This window comes from Embleya scabrispora DSM 41855 (assembly GCF_000372745.1).
Taxonomy (GTDB): Bacteria; Actinomycetota; Actinomycetes; order Streptomycetales; family Streptomycetaceae; genus Embleya; species Embleya scabrispora.
In genome coordinates this window covers 89483-115578 of record NZ_KB889674.1, presented here as the reverse complement: position 1 = coordinate 115578, position 26096 = coordinate 89483, and the positions used below count along the sequence as shown (strand labels likewise).

General features: G+C 69.3%; 16 protein-coding genes. 8 read left to right on the top strand and 8 right to left on the bottom strand.

Translation table 11 applies throughout. The features are described 5' to 3' along the window. Together A3IC_RS0125310 and A3IC_RS0125305 are read left to right on the top strand one after the other, a co-directional pair. Positions 1 to 889 (top strand): APC family permease (locus A3IC_RS0125310; protein ID WP_020552858.1); only part of this gene is annotated, 889 nt, incomplete at its 5' end. Positions 890 to 1009: 120 nt separating this feature from the next. Further along, entirely contained in the window at positions 1010 to 2689 is a 1680-nt protein-coding gene (locus A3IC_RS0125305; RefSeq protein WP_106669003.1) for a flavin monoamine oxidase family protein, read from the top strand. 258 nt (positions 2690 to 2947) lie between these two features. On the opposite strand, the gene A3IC_RS0125300 is transcribed toward A3IC_RS0125305, so the two are convergent. The 4 genes from A3IC_RS0125300 to A3IC_RS0125285 form a co-directional block, all read right to left on the bottom strand. After that, positions 2948 to 5494, bottom strand: a complete 2547-nt coding sequence (locus tag A3IC_RS0125300; RefSeq protein WP_020552856.1) for a S8 family serine peptidase — start codon at positions 5492 to 5494, stop codon at positions 2948 to 2950. A gap of 48 nt (positions 5495 to 5542) precedes the next feature. Beyond that, the gene (locus tag A3IC_RS0125295; protein ID WP_026218720.1) at positions 5543 to 6844 is read right to left on the bottom strand and encodes a hypothetical protein; all 1302 of its coding nucleotides are present in this window, start codon (positions 6842 to 6844) and stop codon (positions 5543 to 5545) included. Then, a complete protein-coding gene (locus tag A3IC_RS0125290) occupies positions 6837 to 8045 on the bottom strand; it encodes a hypothetical protein (protein WP_158696100.1) in 1209 nt (402 codons plus the stop codon). The genes A3IC_RS0125295 and A3IC_RS0125290 overlap by 8 nt, the downstream gene beginning before the upstream one ends. 762 nt (positions 8046 to 8807) lie before the next feature. After that, on the bottom strand, positions 8808 to 10643 hold the full coding sequence (locus tag A3IC_RS0125285; RefSeq protein ID WP_020552855.1) for a DUF8189 domain-containing protein: 1836 nt from the start codon (positions 10641 to 10643) through the stop codon (positions 8808 to 8810). Between the two features lie 741 nt (positions 10644 to 11384). Here A3IC_RS0125285 and A3IC_RS0125280 point away from each other — a divergent pair. Beyond that, positions 11385 to 13046, top strand: a complete 1662-nt coding sequence (locus A3IC_RS0125280; protein WP_079026661.1) for a preprotein translocase subunit SecA — start codon at positions 11385 to 11387, stop codon at positions 13044 to 13046. 242 nt (positions 13047 to 13288) lie between these two features. Here A3IC_RS0125280 and A3IC_RS0125275 read toward each other — a convergent pair whose 3' ends face one another. The 4 genes from A3IC_RS0125275 to A3IC_RS0125260 form a co-directional block, all read right to left on the bottom strand. Further along, positions 13289 to 14977, bottom strand: a complete 1689-nt coding sequence (locus A3IC_RS0125275) for an NPCBM/NEW2 domain-containing protein (RefSeq protein WP_020552853.1) — start codon at positions 14975 to 14977, stop codon at positions 13289 to 13291. Between the two features lie 329 nt (positions 14978 to 15306). Further along, positions 15307 to 16347, bottom strand: coding sequence for an ABC transporter permease (locus A3IC_RS0125270; protein WP_020552852.1), 1041 nt, complete (start codon positions 16345 to 16347; stop codon positions 15307 to 15309). Then, positions 16344 to 17891, bottom strand: a complete 1548-nt coding sequence (locus A3IC_RS0125265; RefSeq protein WP_020552851.1) for a sugar ABC transporter ATP-binding protein — start codon at positions 17889 to 17891, stop codon at positions 16344 to 16346. The genes A3IC_RS0125270 and A3IC_RS0125265 overlap by 4 nt, the downstream gene beginning before the upstream one ends. Positions 17892 to 18024: 133 nt before the next feature. Continuing rightward, positions 18025 to 19083: a substrate-binding domain-containing protein gene (locus A3IC_RS0125260; RefSeq protein WP_245599458.1), complete on the bottom strand. Its 1059-nt coding sequence runs from the start codon at positions 19081 to 19083 to the stop codon at positions 18025 to 18027. 405 nt (positions 19084 to 19488) lie between these two features. Between A3IC_RS0125260 and A3IC_RS0125250 the strand changes: the two genes are divergently transcribed. The 5 genes from A3IC_RS0125250 (at position 19489) to A3IC_RS0125230 (ending at position 26093) form a co-directional block, all read left to right on the top strand. After that, positions 19489 to 20280 (top strand): DeoR/GlpR family DNA-binding transcription regulator, encoded by a 792-nt coding sequence (locus tag A3IC_RS0125250; protein ID WP_026218717.1) that lies wholly within the window; start codon positions 19489 to 19491, stop codon positions 20278 to 20280. A 491-nt stretch (positions 20281 to 20771) separates the two neighbouring features. Then, on the top strand, positions 20772 to 22367 hold the full coding sequence (locus tag A3IC_RS0125245; protein ID WP_020552848.1) for an ABC transporter substrate-binding protein: 1596 nt from the start codon (positions 20772 to 20774) through the stop codon (positions 22365 to 22367). After that, positions 22364 to 23392 (top strand): ABC transporter permease, encoded by a 1029-nt coding sequence (locus tag A3IC_RS0125240; RefSeq protein ID WP_052173781.1) that lies wholly within the window; start codon positions 22364 to 22366, stop codon positions 23390 to 23392. The genes A3IC_RS0125245 and A3IC_RS0125240 overlap by 4 nt, the downstream gene beginning before the upstream one ends. Next, entirely contained in the window at positions 23389 to 24228 is an 840-nt protein-coding gene (locus A3IC_RS0125235) for an ABC transporter permease (protein WP_020552846.1), read from the top strand. The genes A3IC_RS0125240 and A3IC_RS0125235 overlap by 4 nt, the downstream gene beginning before the upstream one ends. Beyond that, positions 24225 to 26093 (top strand): ABC transporter ATP-binding protein, encoded by a 1869-nt coding sequence (locus A3IC_RS0125230; RefSeq protein WP_063744874.1) that lies wholly within the window; start codon positions 24225 to 24227, stop codon positions 26091 to 26093. Before A3IC_RS0125235 ends, A3IC_RS0125230 begins: the two co-directional genes overlap by 4 nt. Positions 26094 to 26096 lie beyond the last annotated feature (3 nt).

The following is a 26096-nucleotide window of genomic DNA, read 5'->3' as shown; positions in this document are numbered from 1 at the left end:
GGCCTTCGACGGCGTCAACGGCAGCATGGGCGCGGCGGGCCTGGGACTGTTCTTCGCCTTCTGGTCCTGGGTCGGCTTCGAATCGACGGCGATGTATGGGGAGGAGTCCCGCGACCCCAAGAAGGTCGTGCCGCGAGCCACCCTGATCTCGGTGGTCGGTGTCGGCCTCTTCTACATCTTCGTCTCCTGGATGATGGTCTCCGCCGCCGGCAAATCCCATCTGGCCGACGCCGCCTCCGAGGGCACCCTGTTCTTCGGGCCACTGGGCGACCACTTCGGCGACACCTCGGTCAAGATCTTCCAGTGGCTGGTCGTCACCGGTTCCTTCGCCTGTGCGATGGCCTTCCACCAGTGCGCGTCGCGCTACCTCTACGCCATCGGCCGGGAGGGGTTCATCCACCCCGCGCTCGGCAGGACGCACCCGAAGCACGGTTCCCCCTACGTCGCGTCCTTCACCCAGTCGGTCATCGCCATCGTCCTGGTGAGCTTCTTCCTCATGGCGGACATGGACCCGTCGGTGCACCTCTACGGCCTGCTGGCGCTGCTCGGCACGATGGCGATCCTGATCGTGCAGACGCTGTGCTCCTTCTCGGTCGTCGGCTACTTCCACGTCCAAGGCAAGCACCCCGAGACCCGCAACTGGTTCACCACCCTCACCGCGCCGGTCATCGGCGGCGTCGCGATGAGCGCCGTGGTCGGACTGCTCGTCTACAACATGGACACGGCAGCGGGCGCGGCGGCGGACACCCTGCTGTTCAAGCTCATCCCGTACATCGTCGGCGGCTTCTTCGTCGCGGGCATCGCCCTGGCGCTCTACATGAAGAACAAGCGCCCCGCACGCTACGAGCAGATGGGCCGCATGGTCCTGGAGGACGCGGCCGAGCGCTGATCTTTGCCTCGGGCCCCGGGCACTACGTACTTCCTTCCTGGTTCTGCGTACCACCCGGGGCTTTGTCGTGCGCACATTCCCTCCCGGCCGGGAATCGGCCGCTTTCCAAGGAGCATCACCATGAGTCGCACCCCTGCCATGGCCGCGCTGCGGCGCACGGCCGCCGACCACCGCACCGCCGCGGCCCTGTGCATGCCGGTCGGGGAGTATCGGGACATCCGCGACGAGGCCACCGCCGACCCCACCGGCCCGAGCCGGCGTACGTTGATCAAGCGCGCCGGAGTCGTGGGCATCGGCCTGGGCCTGGCCGGCGCCGGGTTGTCCCGACCGGCGATCGCCGCCGAGACGGGCGCGAGACCTCCGGTGGACCCGGGCCGGGTGGTCATCGTCGGCGCCGGCATCGCCGGACTGACGGCGGCGCTGACCCTGGCCGACGCCGGGGTGAAGTCCACCGTGTACGAGGCGAACCCCACTCGTGTCGGCGGCCGGATGTACTCGCAGAAGACCTACTGGGGCGGCGGCCAGACCTCGGAGGTCGGTGGCGAACTGATCGACACCGGGCACAAGAAGATGCTCGAACTGTGCCGCCGGTTCGGGCTGGCCACCGTGGACTTCGCCGGCTCCGGGCCGAACGGCGCCACCGAGACCCTGTGGTTCGACAACGCCTACTACCCGCGTTCGCAGGCCGACGACGACTTCAGGGCGATGTACCAGGCGGTCCGCCGGGACTACCAGGAATGCGGCGACGTCAAGTGGAACCGGACCACCGCCACCGGCACCGCGATCTCGAACACGAACCTGCGGGACTGGATCAACTCCCGGACCCCGGGCGGCTCCTCGTCCAAGCTCGGGCAGTTCCTCGACGTGGCCTACACCGTCGAGTACGGCGCGGAGACGGTCGACCAGTCCGCCTACGCCGCCGTCAGCATGCTCGGCTGGCAGTCCAACCCGGGACACTTCAACATCTGGGGCGGTTCCAACGAGCGCTATCACGTGGTCGGCGGCAACGACCAGGTACCACTGGCGATCGCGGCGGCACTGCCGTCCGGCACGGTGCGGATGGGACACAAGCTGGTCGCCGTGCGGGCGAACAGTGACGGCACCCAGACCCTCACCTTCGACGCCAACGGTACGACGACGACGGTGACGGCCGACCATACGATCCTGGCCGTGCCGCTGCCGATCCTGAAGGGCCTCGACTCGACCCGGGCCGGCTTCGACCCGATGATGACGAACCTGCTCCGCGACTCGCGCATGGGCCACGTCTCCAAACTCAACATGCAGTTCACCAAGCGCACCTGGTTGGGGGTGAGTGGCAACGGTCTCGGGCCCTGGCCGGGCGTGGCGGCCGGGGACTCGTTCGCCGACCTGCCGTTCCAACAGACCTGGGACACCACCAAGGGCCAACCGGGCACCAAGGGCGTGCTGATCCAGTACGGCGGCGGTGCCCTGGCCTCCGGTCTCCACCCGGCCGGCCCGTTCAACACCGCCGAACAGGACGCCTACGTCGCGAACCTGGCGAACACCTACCTGGGGCAGATCGACAACCTCTTCCCCGGCACGAAGGCCCAGTGGACCGGCAAGGCCCAGCTGTCGTCGTGGACCAACAACCCGTACTCGTGGGGCGCCTACTCGTACTGGCCGGTCGGCTACCTGCACCGCTACGCCGGCTACGAGGGAACCCGGCAGGGCAACGTGCACATCTCCGGCGAGCACACGTCCTACGACTTCCAGGGCTTCATGGAAGGCGGCGCGACCGAGGGCGAGCGCGCCGCGCGGGAGGTCCTGGGCGTGGCCTGACCCGGACGGCCGACATCGGGTGCGGTCCGGGAGGGGCGGGCCCGCGCGTGTGGCGCCGCGCGGGCCACGTCGGGAATGGCTGCTTTCACGAGGACGGCCCACGCGTCACCCCTGAGCCGATCGCGTTGGATTCGTCGCAGCGCTGAAGGAGACCGACGGCGGCCCGATCGCCCCGGCCGTTCCCCGTTCGGCCGGGGCGACGCCGGGCGGACCCTCGAAGTGATCGAGGACGTCCTCGTTCGCCGACCGCGGCGATCCTCACGGCGTCGTCAATCCCTGTTCGTCTATCGGCCCGGTGGCGCACATCGCGTAACCCTGTGCCGGGAAAGGCGTGTTCTGCGCGAATACCTTGATCGTGTAGGTGCCGGGCACCGGGTTGCCGATTCGGACGGCTTCGACCGTGTTGGCGCGGTCGAGCGGGAGACCGGTGAGTTGCGCCACGGCGCTGCGGTCGAAGCCGGGGACCTTGTTGTAGGTGTGCTCCTGGTTGCCCACGCGGATGGTGCCGTCGGGTGTGGTCACCGCGAGGTCGAGGTTGTTCTGCACGGCGCTGCCGGGGCGGTCGGTCCAGGCCAGGACGACACGCAGGTCGTCGGTGTGGAGGCCATCCGGCACCGTGAGGCGGTAGGCGCGACTGCCGTGCCGGGTACCCTCCGGGTCGGCGAACGCTTCGAGCGCGTCGGGATCGGCGTCCGACAGGTCGACCCACACGAGCCGGCGATCCGCCGGCGCATCGGGGGTGGGCAGGACGGTGCTCAGGTCCAGCCGCCCGAAACCCTGGTCGAAGTCGGGGTAGCCGAGATCCTGGACGGTGTGCGGCGCGCGCAGCGAGGGCAGGCGGCGTGTCGCGGCGATGAGGACGGCCTTCATGAGCGCGGCTGAGGGTGCCGCGAGTCCGTGCACCTCGCGCAGGTATTGCCGGAGCACGGCGGCGGTGCCGGCGACGACGGGAGCGGCCATGCTGGTGCCGCCGATGTACATGTAGTGCCCGTCGTGGTCGGGGCATTCGCGCCAGGGCAGCCGCGGGTCCATCTGTGCGCTGCTACTGCGGGCCGAGAGCACGAAGGTGCCCGGGGCGAGCAGATGCGGTACGACACTGCCGTAGTCGCTGGGGCCTCGGCTGCTGATCGCGGCAGGCAGGTCCGGGTTGCCGCATACGTGCTCGACGCCGGCCGGCGGCAGCGGGAACTGGGGCTGACGGAAGCGGTCCCAGGTCAGATCGGCGAGGCCGTCGTTGTCGCGGTCGGTGTCGCAGGCGCCGACGGTGAGCGCGTTCTTGGCGGTGGCGGGGGTGCCGCAGGTGTTGAACTCGTGGGTCCCCTTGGGGGCGACGCCGCTGTTGCCGGCCGCGATGATCACGAGCACGTCGGGATGCTCGGCGACGAACTTGTCCACCGCGAGCGAGTATTGGTCGTAGGTGCCCGACAACGGGTTGCCCCAGCTGAGGTTGATGATGTGCGCTCCCGCGTCTACGGCACGGGTGAGCATCGGGCCCAGGCTGGGGCCCACGTGCAGGCGGTTGTCCTCGTCGAAGACGCGGAAGACGGCCAACCGGGCGCCGGGCGCGACACCGGTGATCAGGCCACCGCTTGCCGCGCCGGTTCCGGCGACGATGCCGGCTACGTGGGTGCCGTGGCCGCAGACGTCGAACGCGTCGCCGCCGACCAGGGATTCGGTCACGAGGATGCGGTCGACGAGGTCGGGATGGGTGCCGTCGACGCCGCTGTCGAACACGCCGACGATCTCGCCTGCCCCGGTCCAGGGCACCTGGGCCGCCGGCGCACCGGCTTCGGCTCGCGGTCCGATGCGGTCCACGCCGACGAGCCGGCGGGCATGGTCGGCATAGAGCAGAGGCGGCCGATAGGGGCCGACCCGACGGGTTTCCTCCCGGGCGGCGATGACGGCGAGCAGGTCGCGCCGCCGGTCCCCGGTCAGGTCGGTGCGAAAGCGCAGCATGACGTCCACGGCGGCGAGCACCTCGACGCCGGGCGTGGCGTCGAGGGCGGGGCGGAGCGTGGCGAGGTCGAGGGGGTCGTGCACGAGGACGTCGAAGGTGTCCAGGTACGGGTCCGGCGCGACGGCGCCCTCGTCGGCGGCGAGTTGCGGACCGGCGGCACGTTGGGCGTCCTGGTCGAGCGCGTCGCCGAGCGCGTGCGTGACCGAGTCGGCGAGCCCCCAGGGACGTACCGCGATCACCCACGGCAGGTCGGCGACCAGGTCGCGTTGCTCGCGGGTGAGGCGGAGGTGGTACGTACCGGGCGGTTGGAACTCGACGACGCGGGCTCCGATTTGGGCGAAGGCGGCGCGGCGGGCCTGGTCCAGCGGTCCGCGCAGACGGACCAGGTAGGTGTTGTACCGCGGCTCGTCCGACGGGACCGGAAGCGGTACCGCGGTCTCCTGGTCGGCCGCGCCCTGTTCGCCTGCGCCCACGGCGCGTTCGGTGAGGTCGGCCACGAACTCCGGGGCGGGGGCGACTCGGTCGGTGGTGCCCGTGCCCGCCGCGCCGGCGCCGGGTGGAGGCAGCATGCTTTGCGGACCGGCACTACCGGGAACCTCGTCCGTTGCGGTCTCGCTGCGGGCGGCGCGTTCGGCCGTGAGGTCGGCGCGGACGTCGACGACGCAACCGGCCGCGCGAAGTCGGGTGATTCGCTCCGCGGAGGTCTCGGCGAGGACGACCCCCAGGTAGCGGTGCGTTCCGTCTCCGAGGATCGCCTCGATGCGCTCGGCCTCTCGGTCGGTGTCGAAGTAGACGGCGATGCGGTACCGCGTGTCGAGCGCTCCCTCGGGATCGGCTCTGCCGGACATCGTGCTCTCGCTTTCGCAGGATGATGGCGCAGATGGGGCGGTTCGGCGTCAGTCCTCCCGGTCGTCGGTGTGTGCCCAGACCTCGGCGACGGGTGCGGCCCGTTCGGTGATGCCGTCGAGCAGCCGCAGTTGGGTGCGCTTGTCCGCCCCGACCGGCGCCGATCCGTCGGCGAGCAGGGCGGGGCCGCCCCCCGGGAGCGGCGTGAGCACGTCGGCGTACGGGCACGGGCCGATGTCGAGCACGGGGCAGAAGGAGCACGAACCGCGCGGGCGCGCCAGGTGCCCGACGCGTTCGTCGTGACCCAGCCGGCCGGAGCGGGCCTCGTGCAGGAGTTGTTCGACCAGCAGCGGCCGGGCCTGCGCGTAGTCGTCGGGGTGCCCGGTGGGATGCGGGGCGAACAGCACCCGGGCGTCGAGCTCCCCGCCGTCGTCGAGGGTGCCGTAGGTGAGCCGGACCTCGGTCGCCATCAGCTGCGCCATGGGCGTATCCGGGGCGGGTACGGGTGCCAGGCGGTCGCCGAGTTCGCCGGTGAACGCGTTGGCCGTGCTCTGTCCGAGCACGAGGATCACGGCCGGCAGCGACTGGAACATCTGCCGCAGCAGGTGGCGGCGGGTACGGAAGCACTCGCCGACGATCCCGACGCGCTGGTCCTCGGTCATCGGCGGCAGGGCAGGGTCGTGCGGGTCGGGTCGGGTGGTCCACTTGGCCGAGGCGCAGGCGACCATGTTGCCGTACGAGAGGTCCTCGCCGACGGTGAGCGCGCCCCGGTCGAGGCCCAGTTCCGCGCCGAGGGCGTCCAGGAGTTGCTGGTAGGCGAGGTACATGCGCTGCGGCTGCTCGCGGACCGCGATCTCGCGGTGGCCCCGCCCGTCCCGGGGAACGGTGAGCGGAAGCCCGGCCAGGGGATCGTCGTCGGGGCCGCCGCCGAAGGCGCGATACGCGTCGTCGGGCAACTCGGGCTTGAATACCCCTCGGTGGCGGAAGTAGTGCGCGTATTGGCGCACGGAATCGAAGTCGGGGGTGAGCGAGCCGTGGCTGTCGGGCCACCAACCCGGGAGGTTCGGGTTGATGCCGACGGCGAGGATCGGGGCCTTGCGGCAGCCGGACAACGGTTCCGGCAGCGGGGTCATGCGGCCGGTGTAGTGCGAGGGCCGCACGATCGAGGCGTTCGCCGGCGGCTCGTCGGCGTCGTAGTCGTAGGCATGGTAAGTACCCCACGAACGGAAGTACGCGCACGGATGGGCTCCGGGCCCGGCGTACTGCGAGGTGCGCAACGCGTTGCACGGCATGAGCTCGAACAGCAGCTCGACCTCGATGGGAAGTCGGGTGGCGGCCGGCGGGTCAGGCATCGTCGATGCCCGCCTCGGAGAGTCCCGCGAGCAGGCCCCATGTGGCGAGTGCACCGCAGACGCTGGTCCAGTAGCCGTACGACTCGTAGTAGGACACCGCCCACATGGTCTGCTGGTTGAGGCGGAATTCGCGAGTGGGGAGTTCGCCGTTGATCTGGGGGTCGGACATGTTGCGGACCACCACCCAGTCGGGCACGTGATCCGAGCCCGCGTCGGTCAGGCCCGCGCAGGCCAGACCGAGCGCCGCGTCGCCCATCTCGACGGCCGCTCCCTCGTGTTCCAGGCCGTTCGTGGACGTGCCGTACTCGAAGTAGTCGGTGGTCAGGATCGGGTGGAACTCGGGCATGTCCCGCGCGCCCTGCTCGATGCGGACGGTCGGCTCGTTGGCGGGCGGCCGGAGCAGCGGCCCGACGAAGGGGAAACGGGTGGACGGCGGGCCGAGCGGTGGTTCGGTGAGCCGGTCGGCGAAGCCGCGCATGAGCTTTTGTGCGTCGTCGATCCGGCCGAGCGGGAGGGTCCGGTCGCACTTGAACGTTTTGCCGTTGAAGTCCTCGTTGCGAAACTCCTTTTGGCAGCGGAACTTCGCCGCGCGCGTGACCACCACGTCGCCCAGGGGGAAGTCGCCGAAGACGCTGCCCGAGGTGCCGATGGTGGCGATCATTCGCGGCCGCACCTCCTCGATGATCTGCTCGAAGAAGTCCCGGACGGGCAGGGTGGCGGTGCCTTCGCCGGTCTTGCGACCGTCCTGGTTGAGGTGGAGTTCGGACTTCACGCACAGCACGTTCAGGTCGCCGAGCCTGACGGGGAAGTACGAGCCCAGGCGGGGCGGGCGGGCGGCGAGCGAGGGCGCTCCGTTTCTGATCAGCGGCCGGTAGTGCTCCTCGAAGCGGCGGGTGTACCGATACCAGCGCAGCCGCCCGAAGCCTTGGGTGAACACGTCGGCGAGGGCGTTCTGTTCGGCGACGGTCCAAGTGATCACGACGACATCGGCACGAGGCAGCGCGGCGTCGGGGGACGGTTCGACGTCGAAGGGCTGTGGGACGGGTGCGAGGCCGTCGGGGAAGACGATCCCGAGGTCGGCGGCGAGGACGGGGCCTTCCGGCGCCGCGGCCAGGTCGGGCGACAGTTCGAGGTCGGCCGGGGTGATCCCGGCGGACAGCAGGGCGCGGGCGATGTCGACTCGCTCGTCGAGGGTGTCCATGGTGCGACCTTTCGCATCGTTCCCGGTCGGCGCGGACGGGTGCCGGTGTGCTGCTTTGCCGTTGTTCGGTTCCTTGTTGTCGGTGTGCGCCTCGGGTATGTGCCTCGGCCGGGGTTCGCCGGTTGCTCGCACGTACGCGATCGGTGTCGGCGGGCGGGGTGCGGGGTGGAGGTGGGTGGGGTTCGAGGCGCCGGTGGGCGGCGTGAGTACGCGGCCGAGGACGGTTCCGCGTTCGGCGACGGACCGGTGTCGTTGACGACGACACGCACGTCCATGAATCCAGTGCAGCATGAATCGACCGTTTTGCGCCTCTCGCGAACGCCGGCGAAGCCGTGACGGGCGGAGCGGGTGGCGCTACGTCGCCGATTGATCACGATCTGTGCGCGTCTCGCGGCGGTTCGCCGCGCTGCGGGAACGGGGAGTGGACGCGCTCGCAAACGCTCCGGCGCACGATCTGGGCCGCCACGGGCACTGGAGCCGGAACGGCAAGCAGCTTTCGATCACGATGCCTCGGCGCCGGCGAGTGGGACATCGCGTGGTCGCCCGTCTCGGTTGCCCTGCCCGACCGGAACGCCACCTTCTTCTCCGGCCCCAGGCCACCGGAGGGCCTCGACTACGGCGGCACCGACAACCCGGAGTACCGACGCCTCGTGGAGCGCGCGAGCGCCAAGTCGCAGGGGCCGGCTCGGCGGGAGCCGCTGCATCGCGAGGCTGCGACGCAACGGCTCCCGCCGGGCCCGGCCCGGCTGATCGGGTCGAGGATCAGCCGAGCGACTGCCAACCGGCGAAGGGGGCACCCGGCGTGCTCGTGGTCTGCGCGGCGGCGTAGAGGTTGGCGTCCGTACCGAACCGGAAGAGCACGATGCGGCCGTCGGGACCGTAGCCGGCCGCCGGCGTGTCGACGGTGGTGCCTGCCAGCGCGGTCCAGCTGCCGAAGCCCGCGTTGGGAGCGGTTTGCCAACAGACACTGACGCCGCCGGAGGCGTTCCGGGCGTAGAGCAGGATTCGGCCGTCCGACAGTGCCGTGATCGCGCCGATCTCCCGAGTACCGCCGTCGCCGCCCAGGTTGGTGGGGCCGGTCGACCAAGGTCCGCCCGCGGACGACTGGGTGAGTACCGCGACGTTGGCGGTGGCGTCCTCGCGGTAGAAGACCTGGATCCGACCGTCGGCGTTGCGCACCGGGGTCGGACCGCTCGCGACGTTGCTCGCCACCAATGGCGACGTGTAGTTGGCCACGGTCTTGACCGCCGATTGGTACCACGCGCACAGCAGACCGTTGCGATAGTTGTCCAGCGCGTATCCGAACAACTCGATCCGGCCCGCGTAGCCCACCACGGCGGCGAGTTCGTCCTGCAGGCCGCTGCCGCCCAGGTCCGCCCAGGTCAGGTTCCAGGCGCCGGAGACCGGGTTCGTCTGCACCACGGTGCTGACCCCACCGCCACCGTTCTTGACGAAGATCTGGAGCAGACCGTCCTGGTTGCGGACCAGGATCGGAGTGCCGATGCGAGGCTTGTTGGCCGGCGCCGCGATGTCATTGGGATTGCCGAAGTTGGACCACGACGTCGCGAAGGCGCCGTTGACGGAGGTTTGGTGGATTGTGGTGATCTGATGGTTGTCCAGCCGCCGGCCGACCACTTGGAGCCGCCCGTCCGGATTGTTCGCGACGGACAGCCCCGGAGCCAGCGGTCCACCGGGCGAGGGCAGGCTCTGCGCGCTGCCCCAGGTGCCGTCGGTCGCCTGACGCCAGAACAGCACCTGCGTCCCGACCACGGCGAACGCCTGAAGCGTGTTGTCCGCGTTCCGTCCCACCCAACGACTGCCTCGGGCCCAGCGCACGTACTGCGGTTTCCCCCACCCCGACGTGGTCGCGCCGTGGGTGGCGATATTCGTGTAGCTGAGCAACACGGCCGTCTTGGCCGCCTGCTCCGAGGCGGATATGTCGTCGGGGGAGTTCCCGGTGTTGTATCCGCGGTACGAAGTGACCAGGATGCGACGACCCGTCGAGGTCTGGTACTGGGCGACGGCGTCGTTCGCGAGCTTCGCGGCCGAGGTGTGATCGAGATGGTCGCTCGCGTAGCGCGGGTCCGGAAGCGCGTCGAGGATCCGCAGCGCGCCGGGACGGAAGTGGTCGAACAACGTCACGAGCGCGGTGAGGAGTTGGGCCCGCGTGTACGTATAGGTCGTGTTGACGCCGGTGGTCGCGGATTGCGGGTTGACGGTCTGGGCGCTGGAGGTGCCCGCGGCGAGGCCGGGCAAAGACGTACCGTCGGGGAGGTTCATGAAGACCAGCCGGACGTTGGGGCGCTGGTCCAGGGTGAACACCTCGACCAGGGACGTCGGCACCCCCAATGCCGTCCCGGTCCAGGTCGGCGTGGTCACCTGCGCCGCTTCCGCGTGCGCGGCCATCAGCCCGAGTTGGCGCGTGTGCAGCGGGTCCTGGATCTCGCCGGCCGTGAGGAAGACCGACGTCGACGCCACGCCGGCCCGGATCCCCTCGATCATCTCGGGATCCATGAAGTACAGGTCGTCGTCGGGGTGGGCCGCGATCTGCATGAATCCGTCGGGTGCGTATATGTCCTCTTCGGCGGAGAAGGACACGACTGACGCGACATCGACAGGAGCGTCGGTTATTTCGGTTTCGGAATCATCGGCGGATGATACTGAGAAATGCTCCATATTGCCCCCATGTCTTGAGTGTCCGTCCGGAAAACGGGTCGCGAGAATGACCGACCCCCCCACGGGAACGGAATTTCCCGCGAATACTACGCTGCGGACATCGGTATGCAGGAGAAATAGAAGGGGCTTCGGGTACGAAAAAAATCACATGGTGGGCTGCGTGGCGGTCCGGGGTGGAGTACGAGCACGACGGATATCGCCGGGGCGGTGACCGCGGCGAACCGGCCGACCACACGTGGTGAGACCTGCCGTCGGCCTGGGATTTCGCGACCCGAACGAGGTCGCGACGCACGCGTGTGAACCGATTGTCGAGCGAATTGTTCGGGGCGTAACCGTCCGGGGTCGAATGCGTTACGAACGCACCGCAACGATCCTTTGCCACGTGGCGGGCCCGCATTCGCACGCCGATATTCCGACCCCGAAGTCAAAGCCGTCCATCGGAGTGCGAGTGGTGCGTCGGCCGCGCTCGGGGAGCGATTCGGCTTCGTTTTCGACGCAACCGGGATCATGGCGATCCGGACCAGGCGACCTCCGCACCGAAACGACTTCGGTCACCGGCCGATTCGAGCGGATGCTCGGGTCGGCCGGTTACCATGCCGGAGACGCCGGGCCTGCGGCCCACGCGGTCGAGGACGACGGGGTCCTTGGTGAGGCGGAGAGACCATGGCAGTAGATCGAATCCGCGTGAGGGACATGGATCCCTCGATCGTCGAGCGGGCGAGGTCGGCGCTGGTCGGGGTAACCGACGCCGAATTACGCGAGCGGTTGGCGTCGAATCCGTGGGCGGCCGGCGCCGGAAGCCGTCATGACGAGCCGGCGGCCTTCGTTGCGACGGCAATCGAGGCTTTGTCTCGTAGCACGAGCCGGGCCTTCGACGCGGACTTCGTGGCCGGCGTGGCGGCCATGCTCGACGGGCCGTTGCTGGATCGGACCGAAGCGCATCCCGGTCTGGACTTCGAGTTCGCGTCGATCGTGCCGATCCACGTTCATGTCGCCGCAGGGTATCGCGTGCATGTTCTCGCCAGGGACGCCGAGCGGGCCGCGCTCTGTTACGAGGTCGCGCGGGAATACTTCGACTTCGTGGGGATCGGGTGCGCTTACGTCGAACCATGGGACCGGGTCGACCTGATGGAGTCCGTACCGGAAGGGCGGCGGCGTCGATACGCGGCGGAGGTCGTCTACGGCGCGTACGACACCTTGGTCATGGACGCGCTGACGATGGAACCGCTCACCGACGGTCGCTTCCTCGATGATCGACATGTCGCATTCGTGGAAGAGATCGACACGGTCCTGGTCAAGAGCGGCGACTCGGATATTCGGATCACCGGACCCGCGACGTCGAATCCGGGCCGGTACGCGGCGCTTGCCCGGTGGGTGCGAACGCTCGACGAGGACATCGACTACACGATCGACGAGGAGCTTGTCCGGGCCCGGCTGACGTCCGAGGCACTGGCCGGATTGTGGGACCACTTCGGGATCACCCAGCGCAGTTCGCCGGTGGAGCGGATGGACTTGGCGATCGACGCGGAGCTGTCGGTGCGCGCGCACGAGTGCTTCGAGATCGGCATCGACTACGAGGTCGCCGAAGGGCGGATCGCACCGATCGCCGAGGGGCGGCTTCCGGTGGGCTCGTACTACGAGGCCGGACTGCACCAAGCGCTGGCCGCTCGCGAGGGTCTGCCGGTGTGGGAGCGTCGCAAGGTTCTCGAAGCAGCGAACGTTCGCGCGCATCTCCGCAAGTACGCGTCCATTCGCGGGGGTTGCCGATCGACGGTGTCCTACGGCGCCGTTCTCGAAGCGATCTTCGGACTGCACGTCGTGGACCTGCGCCCGATGGAATTCCGGGACGTCGACGCTCGGTACGGCGAGCTCATGGAACTGGTCGCGGCCCACGGGGCGGTGCAGTTGCGCCGGTGGGACGTACTGGCCGAACTGGCGGAGCGGTATTGGGCTGTGCGGGCGACTGTCTCGTCCGAGGGCGGGTCGCCGTCCGATCTCGCCGGATTGCTCGACCTGACAGTGCGGGGCCTGGGCCGTACCGACCGTGTCCTCGCGCACTCGGCCACGGTGGACTCGCTCGCCCACCGCTACGCGGACCGGTACGCGAGTGAGCGGACGCGGTGGCGCGTCGCATGCGCCGAGGCGTTTCGTTTCGAGTTGGACACGGCCTGGTCCGACCACGTCGACTTCGCGATGCGGTTGAGCGAGTCGTTTCCTGATCTGCACCTCGACGAGTTCACCGCCCACACGACCGCATCCTTCGAAATCCACCTGGCCGACGCCGTGATCCGTGCCTTCGGGCGCATCTTCGCCACCCGCCTGTGAGCACGGAATCGGCATCGTGTGTTGGCCCGCGCGTCCTTCGGCTCGGTGCTGATCGCCTTCGATGTGTGGAACACGACCAACTCAACGCGGCCGTGGCCGTCCGGGGCCGCGGCATCGTGGATTCGGCGATGGTGTGAGGGCCTCCCGTCGGTTGGTGTTTTGCGTCGGCATGGAGTCGCGTACGGTGACGACGCCGAGGGGGTGGGTGCGCATCCATCGCGGTGCGTACCCACCCGGGGCGGTCAGTTGCAGGTGAGCCTGGGGCTCGCCCAATCGGCGTGATCGTGGTCGATGCCGTTGCCGCCGTCGGTCACCACGAGGGTCAGCGTCCGGCCTCCGGTCAGGTCGGCGGTGAGTCTCCTGGAGGCGTCCGACGTGGTCATCACGCCGCTGTCCGCCACCTTCGTGGTGTCCCGGTAGATCTGGAAGGTGACCGCCCCGATGGCGGCGCTCTCGTCGTCGACGCCCACGTCCACCGTCAGGCCGGTGCACCGGGCATCGAGGTGGTAGGTGATCCTGCCGGCGGCGTGCGCGCCGAGGCCCTTGGCGTACACGGCGCCGTTGATCGTCAGGGCCCTGCCGTCGGAGGCCGCTCGCTCACCGTTGCTCCGGTCCTTCTCCACCGGTCCCCAGCCGTTGACCATGCCCGTCCAGGGGACGTCGGACAGGTGGGACGTGCCGGCGGGGGGCAGTGGGAGCGGACCGGGCGTGATCCGGTAGGCGACGGTCGCGTGGGAGGGTACGGAGGTACTGATCGTGCCGGTCGTGTTCGTGGAGACGGCCTTGGTCCACAGGTCTTTCAGCCGGTAGGGGCCGCGGTTGGCGATGCCCAGGGCGTCCGTGGTGGTGGAGACGGTGGCGGTGGTCCCGGTCTCGTTGGTCAGCGAGACGGCCCGGTCTCCGTTCGCCAACTCCTTGACCATGACCACCAGACCTCCGCTGTTCACGACCACCGTGCCCTGCTTGCCCAGGGGGTCCTGGTCGACGGCGATCACATCGGCATTGGAGAGGATCCCGAAGGTGTCGGCGCTCGCCGTGCGCAGATCGGTCCCGATCAACAGTGGCGCGGACATCATCGACCAGAGAGTGAAGTGGGTGCGGTACTCGGTGGCGGTCATACCGCCGTTGCCGACCTCCAGCATGTCCGGGTCGTTCCAGTGGCCGGGACCGGCGTACGCGGCGAGCGATTGGTTCCGGTGTGCGATGCCGATCATCGAGAACCAGTTGTCCCCGATGTCGCCCGTGGTGCGCCACAGGTGACCGATCGGGGCCGCCCACTCCCAGGCCTTGCTCTCGCCCCAATCGCAGAGGGAGAAGACGATGGGGCGGCCGGTGTCGCGCAGGGCGTTCGCCATGTCGGTGTAGCGTTTCCTGGCGTCCACGCCCTGGTTGTTGCAGTTGTCGTATTTGAGGTAGTCGACGCCGAAGGAGGCGAACAGGTTCGCGTCCTGCCGCTCGTGGCCGAGGCCGCCGGGGAATCCGGCGGTGTTACAGGTCTTGGTGCCGGCGCTGGTGTAGATGCCGAACTTGAGACCCTTGCCGTGCACATAGTCCGCGACGGCCTTGATGCCGTGTGGGAAGCGGACCGGGTCGGCGACCAGATTGCCCGAGGCATCCCGGTTCGGTAAGGCCCAGCAGTCGTCGAGATTGACGTACTGGTAGCCGGCGTCCTTGAGCCCCTTCGACACGAAGAGGTCGGCGATCCCCTTGATCATCGCCTCGTTGAAATCGGCCCGGCAGTGGGTCGAGTTCCAGTTGTTGAAGCCCATCGGGGGGAGCGCGGCCTGGCCGTCGGGCGCCGCGGCGGCCGACGGGGCGGCGGCGACGGACGCGCCGGCCAGTGCGGCGGTGCCCACCGTCGGGATCAGGAGGGGCAGCGCGGTGAGAGTGGCCGCAAGGCGGCGGGCGAGGGTGGTTCGTACCTTATGCACGGACGGCTCCAGAGCTCGTGGGTTCGAGAGAGCGCAGGTGCAGAGTGGTGCGATGGGTACTTCCGGACCCGTGAAATCATCATGTTCGAACGTATTTCAACGGGAAGTAACATCCCACCGTTGCGACAGTGGGTGTGTCAAGGGAGCAAATCGCAGCAATTCATGTCACTTGCTGCAAGTGCTCGGTGATGTTGGGATGTTGATATATGTCGGGTTGCTGAGGCTGCTCAGGGCTGCTCAGGGCTGCTCGGGGCTGCTCAGGTCGCCGAGGCGCGAGGCGGGCGCCGAGTCGGTCGTGTCCGGTGCTCCTCGATCGTGAACGCCGCTGCCTATGTGGGCAGTCCGACGGCGCGTTCCCCGTTGCGCCGTTGTTGGATGACGACGGCGACGACGAGGAGCGCCCCCTGGGCGACGTTTTGCCAGAAGGAGTTGACGCCGACGACGTTGAGGCCGTTTTCGAGGGCGCCGAGCAGGAAGACGGCGAGGAGCGTGCCGCCGATGCCGCCCTTGCCGCCCTTGAGGGCGCAGCCGCCGAGTGCGGCCGCGGTGATGGCCTTGAGTTCCAGACCTTCGCTGCCGGAGGTCGGCTGACCGGAGCCGGTGCGCGCGGTCAGGATGACTCCGGCGATCGCCGCCACGACGCCGGCGAGGGCGTACACGGCTACGAGGTACTTGTTGATGTTGATACCGGCGAGGCGGGCCGCGGTGTCGTTGCCACCGATGGCGTATATGTTGCGGCCGATGTCGGTGTACTTGAGCAGGATGTGTACGGCGACGGCGACCACGAACAACGTCCAGATCTGGACGGACAGTCCGAGGATCTTGCCACGTGCCACGAAGATGAAGAAGTCGTCGCCGAGCACGTAGCCCTGTGCGCGCCCGCCCGCCAGCAGTTGGGCGACACCCTTGTACGCGGCGAGGGTGGCCAGCGTGGCGATGACGGGGTTGACCCGCCCGTACACGATGACGACGCCGTTGACCACGCCCGCCGCGATGCCGACGCCGATTGCGGCGAGGATGCCCAGGGCCGCGTTGCCGTCGGTCGAGGTGAACGCCATGGCGCTGACGACGGACGCGATGCCCGCTTGCGAGCCGACGGAGATGTCGAGCGCGCCGCAGATGATGACGACGGTCTGTACGACCGCGAGGAGGCCGGTCACCGCGACCGTGTCGCCGATCACGGTCATGTTGGCGGTGGTGAGATAGCCGTCGTCGAGCCAGGCGAAGGTGCCGACCACGACGATGAGCGCGCCGATCAGGCTGGTGTTCTGCGCGCCGACGGCCGTGGCGACGCGGCGGGGCAACGCCCGGGCGTGGGCTCCGGAGGTGGTGGCGGGCATCGGTGGCGGCGCGTTGGTCGTGGTGGTCATGACGGGTTCCCCTGGGTCGGTTCGGCGAGGTCGTATGCCATGGCGAGGGCGAGGATGCCCTCCTCGTCGGCGTCCGCGCGGTCGAGTTCGCCGGTGATCCTGCCGTTTTGCATCACGACGATCCGATCCGCGAGACCGAGCACCTCGGGCAGTTCGGAGGAGATGACGAGGATGGCGACACCGGCCCCCGCCAACTCGTCTACGAGACGGTAGATTTCCGCCTTGGCGCCGATGTCGATGCCGCGGGTGGGTTCGTCCAGGATCAGGATCTTGGGTCGACGGGCGAGCCAGCGAGCCAGGACGACCTTTTGCTGGTTGCCGCCGGACAGCTTGCGCACCTCGTGGTCGATGGACGGGGTGCGTACTTCGAGTCGGTCGACGAACTCGTGCGCGAGGCGTCGTTCGCGACGCGAGCTGACGAATCGAAAGCGACGCAGGCGGTCGAGGACGGCGACGCTGATGTTGTGACGGACCGAGCCGGTCATGAACAACGCCTGGGCCTTGCGTTCCTCGGGCGCGTAGCCGATGCCCGCCCGAACGGCGTCCCGGGGGATGCGCAGCCGAAGCGGCCGGCCCTCCACGCGTACCTCGCCGGAGCGGATCGGCAGGTCTCCCACGAGGGCGGCGGCCAGTTCGGATCGCCCGGCGCCGACCAGGCCGGCCAGGGCGACGACCTCGCCCTCGTGTACCTCGAGACACACGTTCGACACGTGTTCGGTGGTGAGGTCGCGTACGTCGAGGACGACGCGGTCGCCGGCGCTGCGCCCGCGCGCGAACAGCGTCGACAGGTCGCGGCCGACCATCAGTCGCACGACCTCGCCCTCGTCGGCCTGCGAGGCGTCGCGTACGCCGGCGAGCTCTCCGTCGCGCAGCACCGCGATGCGGTCGGCGAGGCGGAAGATCTCCTGCATGCGGTGCGAGACGTAGATGATGGCCAGACCTTGGTCGCGGAGTCGCCGGATGAGGTCGAAGAGCGCTTCCACCTCGTGTTCGGACAGCGACGAGGTCGGTTCGTCGAAGGCCAGGACGGCGGCCTCGGTGGTGAGGGCGCGCAGGATCTCCACGAGTTGGCGCTGCGCGGGCGAGAGTTGGGAACCGAGCGCCTCGGGGGCGATGGCGTGTGCGAACCCCAGGCGTTCGAGGTCGGAGCGCATGCGTCGGTACAGCGCGCTGCGGTCGAGCACGCGGCCCGCCTTGCGCGGCAGGGCGCCGATGTAGACGTTCTCGGCCACGCTGACGTGCGGGACGATCTCGGGCTCCTGCGCGATCACCCGGATTCCGTGCCTGCGTGCGTCGGCGGGGCTGTGCAGTTCGCGTGGTGTGCCGGCGACCAGGACACGGCCGTCGCCGGGGCGATGGTCGCCATTGATGATTCTGATGAGGGTCGACTTGCCGGCGCCGTTCTCCCCCATGAGCGCGGTGACGGTGCCGCGGGGGAAGTCCAGCGTGATGCCGCGCAGTGCGTGGACTCCGGCGAAGTCCTTGTGGATGTTCTCGACGGCGAGCGCGGGGCCCGGGAGGTCGAGAGGTGGGCTTTTCGTCATGGCTGGACCTCGTCGAGGGCGTTTCGGGAGGTCGCGGCAACCCATGCGGGCGCCCGGGTCGCCGCGACTCGTGCCGGGCGGTGCCGTCAGGGGTGACGGCGGGCGGGTCGACGCGGCCGCGGGCCGGGCCGGGTCACGTGCACTTGAGGCCGGATTGTTGCCAGTTCGACGGGTCGACCATCTTCGTGGTCGCGAACGCCTCGGCGGGGAAGGGCTTGCCGTTCCTGAGCCGATCGACCATGGTCTGCACGGCCAGGCCGCCGACCTCGTGGCCGTTGATGAACAACGCGGCCTTCATTCCGCTCGGCTTGCCGGAACCCCAGTCCTTGCACGCCAGATAGGCGCCCAGTCCGACGCCGATCACGTCGTTGGATCCGTAGCCGCCGTTGTGCAGCGCGGTGACCGCGCCACTCACGTTCTCGTCGTTGCAGCCCCACACGATCCAGTGCTTCACCGACCGGTTGCCGCTCATCGTGGCCGCCGTCTTGTTCTGGGCGTCGGGCGGCGTGTTGTCGGTGCCGACCTTGAGTACCTTGACGTCCGCGCCGGTTGCCTGTTTGAACGCCTGGTGGGCGGCCTCGACCCGATCGGTGCAGACCGTCACGTCCTGCTTCCAGGCGGCGATGATCGCGGTGTCGGCGGGAGTCCAGCCCGCCTTCTTGAATTCCTCGGCCGCGCGTTGGCCCACCTGCGTGCCCATCTGGGGGCCGCTGAAGCCCACGCGCGGGACCAGCTTGTCCTTGGCGCATTTGGTCGGGTCGGCCCCGCCGACGCAGATCTGGTCGTCGGACGCGAGAAGTGGTGCGCCGCCGCCCGTGGCGATGTCGACGACCTGCGGTCCCACGGCCGGATCGGGCACGACGATCACGACACCGTTGTACTTCTGCGCCATGGCCGCCTGGACTTCGCTGACGGCCTTGTTGGTGTCGTTGCCGAGGTTGACGACCTTGAGGTCGACCCCGAGTTCCTTGGCCTTCGCGCGGGCGCCGTCCGCCTCGTCCACGAAGTACTGCTGGTCTCCCTGCTTCTGCAGATAGGCGATCTTGATGGTGCCGGATAAGGAAGCCGGTGGGCCCGAGGGCGATCCGGACTTGTTCTCGTCCTTGCCGGACGAACAGGCCGTGAGCGCCACGGCGAATGCGAACGCCGCCACCATCGCGGCCCTCCGCCGGGTGCGTCTGCGGTGCGTCATGGTCAGCCCCTGTGAATGTCGGCGATCCGGGAGGACCGCGTGTGTTCGATGGTCGATGCGTCGACATGCCCGGCCGTCACGTTTCGCTCCCATCGACCCGACGGAAGCGCTCCGACCTGCGGAAGGGCGGATGTGCGAATCGGAACCCCCTGGCGCACGGGAAAAAGGTCGATCTTGAAATCGAACATGGATGCGCGGTATTCGCTCGTAATGCGACTCACATATCTAGCAGTTCCAACATTAACCAACAAGACTCGGTTTGGTAACACCCCTGTCGCGACGGCTTCTCCCCGGGCGGGAAAGGCCGCGCGCATAAAAGATCTTTCCCTGAGGTAGAACGCGGGGCGGGAAACGAACACTGCTATGTTGGAATATGTTGGTTACCTACGGGCGAGAGGATCGCGAATGCTGGCACGTCAGCGACAAAACACGATCTTGGAAATGATCGCCGATCAGGGGTCCGTCCGTGTCGCGACGCTGGTGCGGAAATTCGGGGTCTCGGACATGACCATTCGACGCGACCTCGAAGTGCTGGCCGCGCAGGGTCTGATCGCCAAGGTGCACGGCGGGGCCACTTCGAGGGACGGCAGCTCGACCGAGGAACCGGGGTTCGTGACCAAGTCCGGGCTCCAGGCCGCGGAGAAGGAGGCGATCGCCCGACGTGCGGCGGCGATGGTCGCGCCGAACAGCGCCATCGCGTTGTCGGCGGGCACGACGACATGGACACTGGCCCGGCAACTCGTCGACGTCCCGGGGCTCACGGTGGTCACCAACTCGATTCCGGTCGCGGACGTGTTCCACCAATCCGGCCGCTCCGACCAGACCGTGGTGATCGTCGGCGGCGTGCGCACGCCGTCCGACGCGCTGGTGGGTCCCGTCGCGGTCGCGGCGTTGCGGAGCCTCAACGTCGACATGCTCATGCTGGGCGTCCACGGCATCAGCCCGCGCGTCGGATTCACCACTCCCAACCTGCTGGAGGCGGAGACCAATCATGCCCTCGTGCGAGCCGCCCGCCGCTTGGTCGTGGTCGCCGATCACACCAAGTGGGGCCTGATCGGGATCAGCACGATCGCACAACTCGGCGACGCGGACACGCTGATCATGGACACCGGTCTGCCCCAGGAAGCGCGCGAGCAACTGACCGAACACATCGAGGAACTCGTCGTGGTCGATCCCGTGGACCCTGCCGCCTCCTGACGAAGTATCACCGCACGGGCGGCATTCGAGGTGGCCGGCGTTTTTCGCGGTTGAGCGCTTCGAAGAGGTCGGGGGCCACCCGGAGGGGGCGCCGATGCCCGGGGCCTCCACCTTGACGACGTCGGCGCCGAGGTCGGCGAGCAGGGAGGTGGCGTCGGGGGACGGGCAGGCGCCGTCATCCACGAGGCATGCCCGCGGCGGTTCGCTCGCCGCCGACGCTACGATCTGTCGCGCCGAAGCGCGCAGAATTCGACAATTGTCCGATGAGAGTCGGCCGTGCCGCCGGCACGCTTCAGCAATGGCGGAAGCCGAACTCGAACCGGAGCAAACCATTCCGATGGTCGCCTCCGGGTGGAACGGCCCCGGCAAACGCCGCCGGCCCCACTCCCATCCCTCCGGCCCCGGACCACACTACCCCCGGAGCCCGGGACCCACTCGACCAGTGAACGCGCCCTGACCTCTACCCAGTGACGACTCATCGGGAGGCAGCAATGCATTCGCACGCGCAGAACGCCCGGGCCTCCGGACCTTCGCGACGGACCGTGCTGCGAGGGGCCGGGGCGGCCGGGCTCCTGCTCGGCCTCGGCGGCGCGCTCAGCGCCTGTGAACGGCGAGGCTCGGCGGCCACCGTGCCCGCGGGCCCGCCCCGGCGCGGCGGGCGGTTGCGGATCGGCATGGTCGGCGCCGGCAAGTCGGAGTCGTTCAATCCCTCCGGGGCGGCGAGCGCGCTGATCAACGTGGCCCGGGTCACCGCGGTGTTCGACTCGCTCGTGGCCATCGGGCCCGACCTGAACCCGAGACCCATGCTGGCGCTCTCCTGGACCCCCGACGACACGGCGGCCACCTGGACGTTCCGTCTGCGGCCCGGAGTTCGCTGGCACGACGGGAAGCCGTTCACGGCCGAGGACGTCATCTACTCGCTCAACTGGATGTCCGATCCGAGCAACCAGCTGTCGGCCGCCGTCACCAACGTCGACCTGCCACGACTGGCCGCACCCGACCCGGAGACGGTGATCGTCCGGCTGCACCGGCCGGACCTGCTGTTTCCGCAGGCCATCGCCGCGACATGGATCGTGCAAAGCGGCGCCACGGACTTCTCCCGACCCGTGGGCACCGGACCGTTCGTCTTCGACTCGCTGATGCCCGGTCAGGTCAGTGTCTGCCGCCGCAACCCCGACTACTGGGACACCGGCAAGCCGTACGTCGACAGCCTCGTCATCCAGTCCATCAGCGACGACAACGCCCGGGTCAACGCCCTGCTGGGCGGCCAGATCGACATGGTGGCGCAGATACCGTACGCCCAGGCCAAGGCCTATGACGGGGCCGGGCTCCGGCTCCTGGACAGCCCCGGCATCACGGCCCAGGGGTTCTACATGGCCGTCGACCACAAGCCCTTCGACGACGCGCGGGTCCGGCAGGCGATGCGGCTGCTCGTGGACCGGCAACAACTCGTCGACGTGGCGCTCTACGGCTACGGCACCGTGGGCAACGACCTCTTCGGCCGAGGACTGACGTACTACGCCGACGCGATCCCGCAACGCAAGCGCGACATCGCCCGGGCGAAGGCCCTGCTGGCACAGGCCGGCCACGGGCGGGGCCTCACCGTCACCCTGGAGACCGCGCCCGCCGCGCCCGGAATGGTCGAGGCCGCGACGCTGTTCGCGCAGCAGGCCGCCGACGCCGGAGTCACGGTCCATGTCTCGCAAGTGGACGCGAGTTCGTACTTCGACCCGACCGTGCAATACCTGAAACGACCGTTCGGCCAGACCCTCTGGGCCGGATTCGCGAGCCTGTCGAGCTTCTACCAGTACGCGATCCTGCCGGACGGCCCCGGCAACGAGACGCACTGGAACAACGGCAAGACCACCGAGCTGACCGACAGGGCCGTCTCCGCCGCCGACGCGCAGGAGGCGGCGAACAACTGGAACGCGGTCCAGCAAGAGCAGTGGGACGACGGCGGATACCTGTGGTGGGCGAACGTCGACAACGTCGACGCCATGTCGAACCAGGTCGCGGGCATCACCCCCAGCAGATACCTCAACCTGGGGTTGCCCGCCGGCCTCACGACCGTCTACTTCGCGTCGTGAGCGGCCACGTCGCCCCCCGGCCGGGGCACCGTGTGTCGGTCGGCGTGCACCCGGTGCTGCGGTACGCCGTGCGTCGCGTCCTCGCGGGTGCCGGGACGCTGCTGGTGCTGTCCGTCCTGGTCTTCCTCGCGACCTCGGTCCTGCCCGGCGACGCCGCCAGTGCGGTGCTGGGCCGCAACGCGACCGGTCCCGCACTGCGCGAACTGCGCCAGGAAATGGGCCTGGACCAGCCCATTTGGGTGCAGTACCGGGACTGGCTCACCGGCCTGCTCCAGGGTGACCTCGGCCGCTCGGTCTCCAGCTACCTGACCGGCAGCGACGTCAGCGTGTGGAGCCAGGTCGGCGGCAAGCTCTCCAACTCCCTGACCCTCGCCGCACTCGCCTTCGCCGTGATCGTCCCGGTCTCCCTCGCGGGCGGCGTCCTCGTCGCCCTGCGCGCCGGCCGTTGGCAGGACCACGTGATCTCGACGGTCACCCTCGTACCGTCGGCGTTGCCCGAGTTCGTGCTCGGCACGGTACTGCTCGCCGTGTTCTTCACCTGGCTCGACGTGCTGCCGCCGGTCTCCCTCATCGCCCCGGGAACCAGTCCCCTGGAAGCACCCGACCTGCTGGTCCTTCCGCTGCTCACCCTGGTCGGGGTCACCGTCGGCGCCGCGATCCGGATGATCCGGGCCGGGATGCTGGACGCGCTGGCGGCCGACTACGTCACGGTGGCCCGACTCAACGGCATCGCGGAGCCGCGCGTGGTGCGCCGATACGCGCTGCGCAACGCGCTGGCGCCCAGCATCCAGGTGTTCGCGCTGATCGCGCAGTACCTCGTGGGCGGACTGCTCATCGTGGAGTACATGTTCGCCTATCCCGGCATCGGCAACGAGCTGGTGCAGGCCGTCACCATTCACGACAACACCGAGGTCAGATCGGTCACGATGCTGCTGGCCGCCATCTACGTCGCGCTGATGATCCTGGCCGACGTGATCGTGCTCCTCGTCGTCCCGAAGCTCGCAGAGGTAGGGGGATCGGCATGACCACGGACTTGATCGCACGACTCGTCCCGCGGCGATCCTGGTGGCCGGCGACCCGCGCCGGCCGCGTGGGACTCGTGTTGCTCGTCGCCACCGCCGGGGCGGCGCTGGTCGGCCCGTTCTTCGCCGGCTCCCCGGACCGGAGCGTGGCGCCGCCCTTCAGCCCGCCCGACGGCGACGCGCCGCTGGGCACCGACTTCCTCGGCCGCGACGTACTGGCCCGGCTGCTGACGGGCGGAGAGAGCGTCCTGCTGTACGCGGGGCTGGCGACGCTGGTCGCCTACGCGGTCGGCATCACCGTCGGTCTCGCGGCCGGCTATCTGCGCTCGTGGCCGGACCCGCTTCTGATGCGTTCCGTCGACGTACTGCTCTCCTTCCCCTCGCTGGTGTTCATCCTGCTCTTCGCCACCGCCTTCGGCCGCGGCATCGGCGCGGTGGTCATGGCCACCGCCGTCATCCAACTCCCCGCCATCGCACGCATCATCAGGACGGCCACCCTCACCCAGTCCGCGCGCGGATACGTGGAGGCCGCGGTACTGCGCGGCGAGAGCTCCTCCTCGGTACTGCGCCGGGAAATCCTGCCGAACATCACCCGGACCCTGTCCGCCGACGTCGGCCTGCGCTTCACATGGTCCGTTCTGCTGATCGCGAGCGTGAACTTCCTCGGCCTCGGCCTGCAACCCCCGAACGCCGACTGGGGCCTGATGGTCTCGGAGAACCGCGCCGGAATGAGCGTCGCCCTCAACCCCTGGGCGGTCCTGGCCCCCGCACTGATGCTCGGCCTGTTGACGGTGGCCATCAACCTGCTCGGCGACGCGATGTCGGGAGACAAGAAATGAGCACGCCGCAGGCGGGGAGCGAAGAATCGAGCGCGCGGGCGGGGCTGGAAGACACGGGTACGCCGCGGGCGACAGTGCTGGACGTGGTCGGGCTGCGGGTGGAACTCGACTCCGGAACACCCGTGGTCGAGGGAGTGAGTCTGCGGCTCGACCGCGGCGAAATCCTCGGCCTGGTGGGCGAGTCGGGCTGCGGCAAGACCACCACCGCGCTGGCCCTGCTGGGCTTCGCCCGGCCGGGTACGCGGATCGCCGGCGGCGAGGTATTCGTCGCGGGCGAGGACATCCTGCGCCTGGACGAGAGCGACCGTCGGCGACTGCGCGGCAAAAAGGTGTCCTACGTTCCGCAGGACGCGGGGCAGGCACTCAATCCGGCGCTGCGCATCGGCGGCTCCATCACGGACGTTATGCGCCGGCCCCACGAGGCATCCGGGAACGGGGTCGGCGCCCTGCTCACCGCCGTCGACCTGCCGGGCACGGCGGAGTTCGCCGCCCGGCTGCCCCACCGGCTCTCCGGCGGGCAACAGCAGCGCGTGACCATCGCCATGGCGCTCGCGTGCGAGCCGCCGGTCGTGGTGATGGACGAACCGACCACCGGGCTCGACGTGATCACCCAGGCCGGCGTGCTCGACGAGGTCCGCAGGCTGCGCGACGAGCTCGGTACGTCACTGGTGTACGTCTCGCACGACCTCGCCGTCGTCTCGCGACTCGCCGACCGCATCGCGGTGATGTACGCGGGCCGGATCGTGGAAGAGGGGCCCACCGCGACCCTGTTGGCCCGGCCCGAACACCCCTACACCAAGGGCCTGGTCCAGTCGATCCCCGACCACACCCGGCCGAGCAGGCTCACCGCCATGCCCGGCACCGCGCTGGGAGTCGAAGACCGACCACAGGGCTGCGCGTTCGCCCCCCGCTGCCCGCAACGAAGCGACGCCTGCACCGAGCGAATGCCGGAACTCAGCGGCACCGGACACCGGGTGCGCTGCGTGCACGCCGACCGCACCCCGCCGATCGTGCCGGGGCCGCCGCGCACCGCTCGCGCGACCGTCGAGCGGGGCCTGCTGCTCACGGTGAGCGACCTGCACGCGAGCCACCGCACCGGCAGGGACGCGGTGATCGCCGCAGCGGGCGTCTCCTTCGACCTGGGCAGCGGGGAATGCCTCGCGCTGGTCGGCCAGTCCGGCAGCGGCAAGACGACCATCGCACGCTGCCTGGTGGGCCTGCACCGCCGTGACGGGGGCACCGTGGCACTGGGCGGCGAACCCCTCGCGGACAGGGTCCGCCGCCGGACCACCGACCAGCGCCGTCGCATCCAGTACGTCTTCCAGAACCCCTACGAGTCGCTCAACCCCCGGCAGACCGTCGGCGAACAACTGGCCAGGCCCGCCCGCAAACTCCGCGGGCTGTCCGCGGCCGCCGCCCGAGCCGAGGTCGGGCCTCTCCTGGAACAGGTCAGGCTCCCGGCCGGCATCGCGGATCGCTACCCCCGCAGGCTCTCCGGCGGGGAGCGCCAACGGGTGGCGATCGCACGAGCCCTGGCGGCCGGCCCGGACGTGCTGGTGTGCGACGAGATCACCTCGGCACTGGACGTCTCGGTACAGGCCGCGATTTTGGAACTGCTCGCCGACCTGCGCGGCGAACTCGGCCTGGCCATGCTGCTGATCACCCACGACCTCGGCGTGGTGGCGGTCGCCGCCGACCGGGTGGCGGTGCTGGAGCAGGGCACCATCCGCGAATCCGGCGCCGTCGAGGACGTGTTGCACGCGCCCGAGCATCCCTACACCGCGCGGCTGGTGGCGGCTGCACCGACCATCGGCCGCACCGACGGACCCCTCGCGGTCCCCGACACCGGGAAGTCGCAGACGTGAACG

Bases quoted from the DNA above. Each gene is read 5' to 3' on its own strand.
- A3IC_RS0125305 (WP_106669003.1), top strand. From the start codon at position 1,010: ATGAGTCGCACCCCTGCCATGGCCGCGCTGCGGCGCACGGCCGCCGAC.
- A3IC_RS0125300 (WP_020552856.1), bottom strand. From the start codon at position 5,494: ATGTCCGGCAGAGCCGATCCCGAGGGAGCGCTCGACACGCGGTACCGC.
- A3IC_RS0125295 (WP_026218720.1), bottom strand. From the start codon at position 6,844: ATGCCTGACCCGCCGGCCGCCACCCGACTTCCCATCGAGGTCGAGCTG.
- A3IC_RS0125290 (WP_158696100.1), bottom strand. From the start codon at position 8,045: ATGGACACCCTCGACGAGCGAGTCGACATCGCCCGCGCCCTGCTGTCC.
- A3IC_RS0125280 (WP_079026661.1), top strand. From the start codon at position 11,385: ATGGCAGTAGATCGAATCCGCGTGAGGGACATGGATCCCTCGATCGTC.
- A3IC_RS0125270 (WP_020552852.1), bottom strand. From the start codon at position 16,347: ATGACCACCACGACCAACGCGCCGCCACCGATGCCCGCCACCACCTCC.
- A3IC_RS0125265 (WP_020552851.1), bottom strand. From the start codon at position 17,891: ATGACGAAAAGCCCACCTCTCGACCTCCCGGGCCCCGCGCTCGCCGTC.
- A3IC_RS0125260 (WP_245599458.1), bottom strand. From the start codon at position 19,083: ATGACGCACCGCAGACGCACCCGGCGGAGGGCCGCGATGGTGGCGGCG.
- A3IC_RS0125250 (WP_026218717.1), top strand. From the start codon at position 19,489: ATGCTGGCACGTCAGCGACAAAACACGATCTTGGAAATGATCGCCGAT.
- A3IC_RS0125245 (WP_020552848.1), top strand. From the start codon at position 20,772: ATGCATTCGCACGCGCAGAACGCCCGGGCCTCCGGACCTTCGCGACGG.
- A3IC_RS0125235 (WP_020552846.1), top strand. From the start codon at position 23,389: ATGACCACGGACTTGATCGCACGACTCGTCCCGCGGCGATCCTGGTGG.
- A3IC_RS0125230 (WP_063744874.1), top strand. From the start codon at position 24,225: ATGAGCACGCCGCAGGCGGGGAGCGAAGAATCGAGCGCGCGGGCGGGG.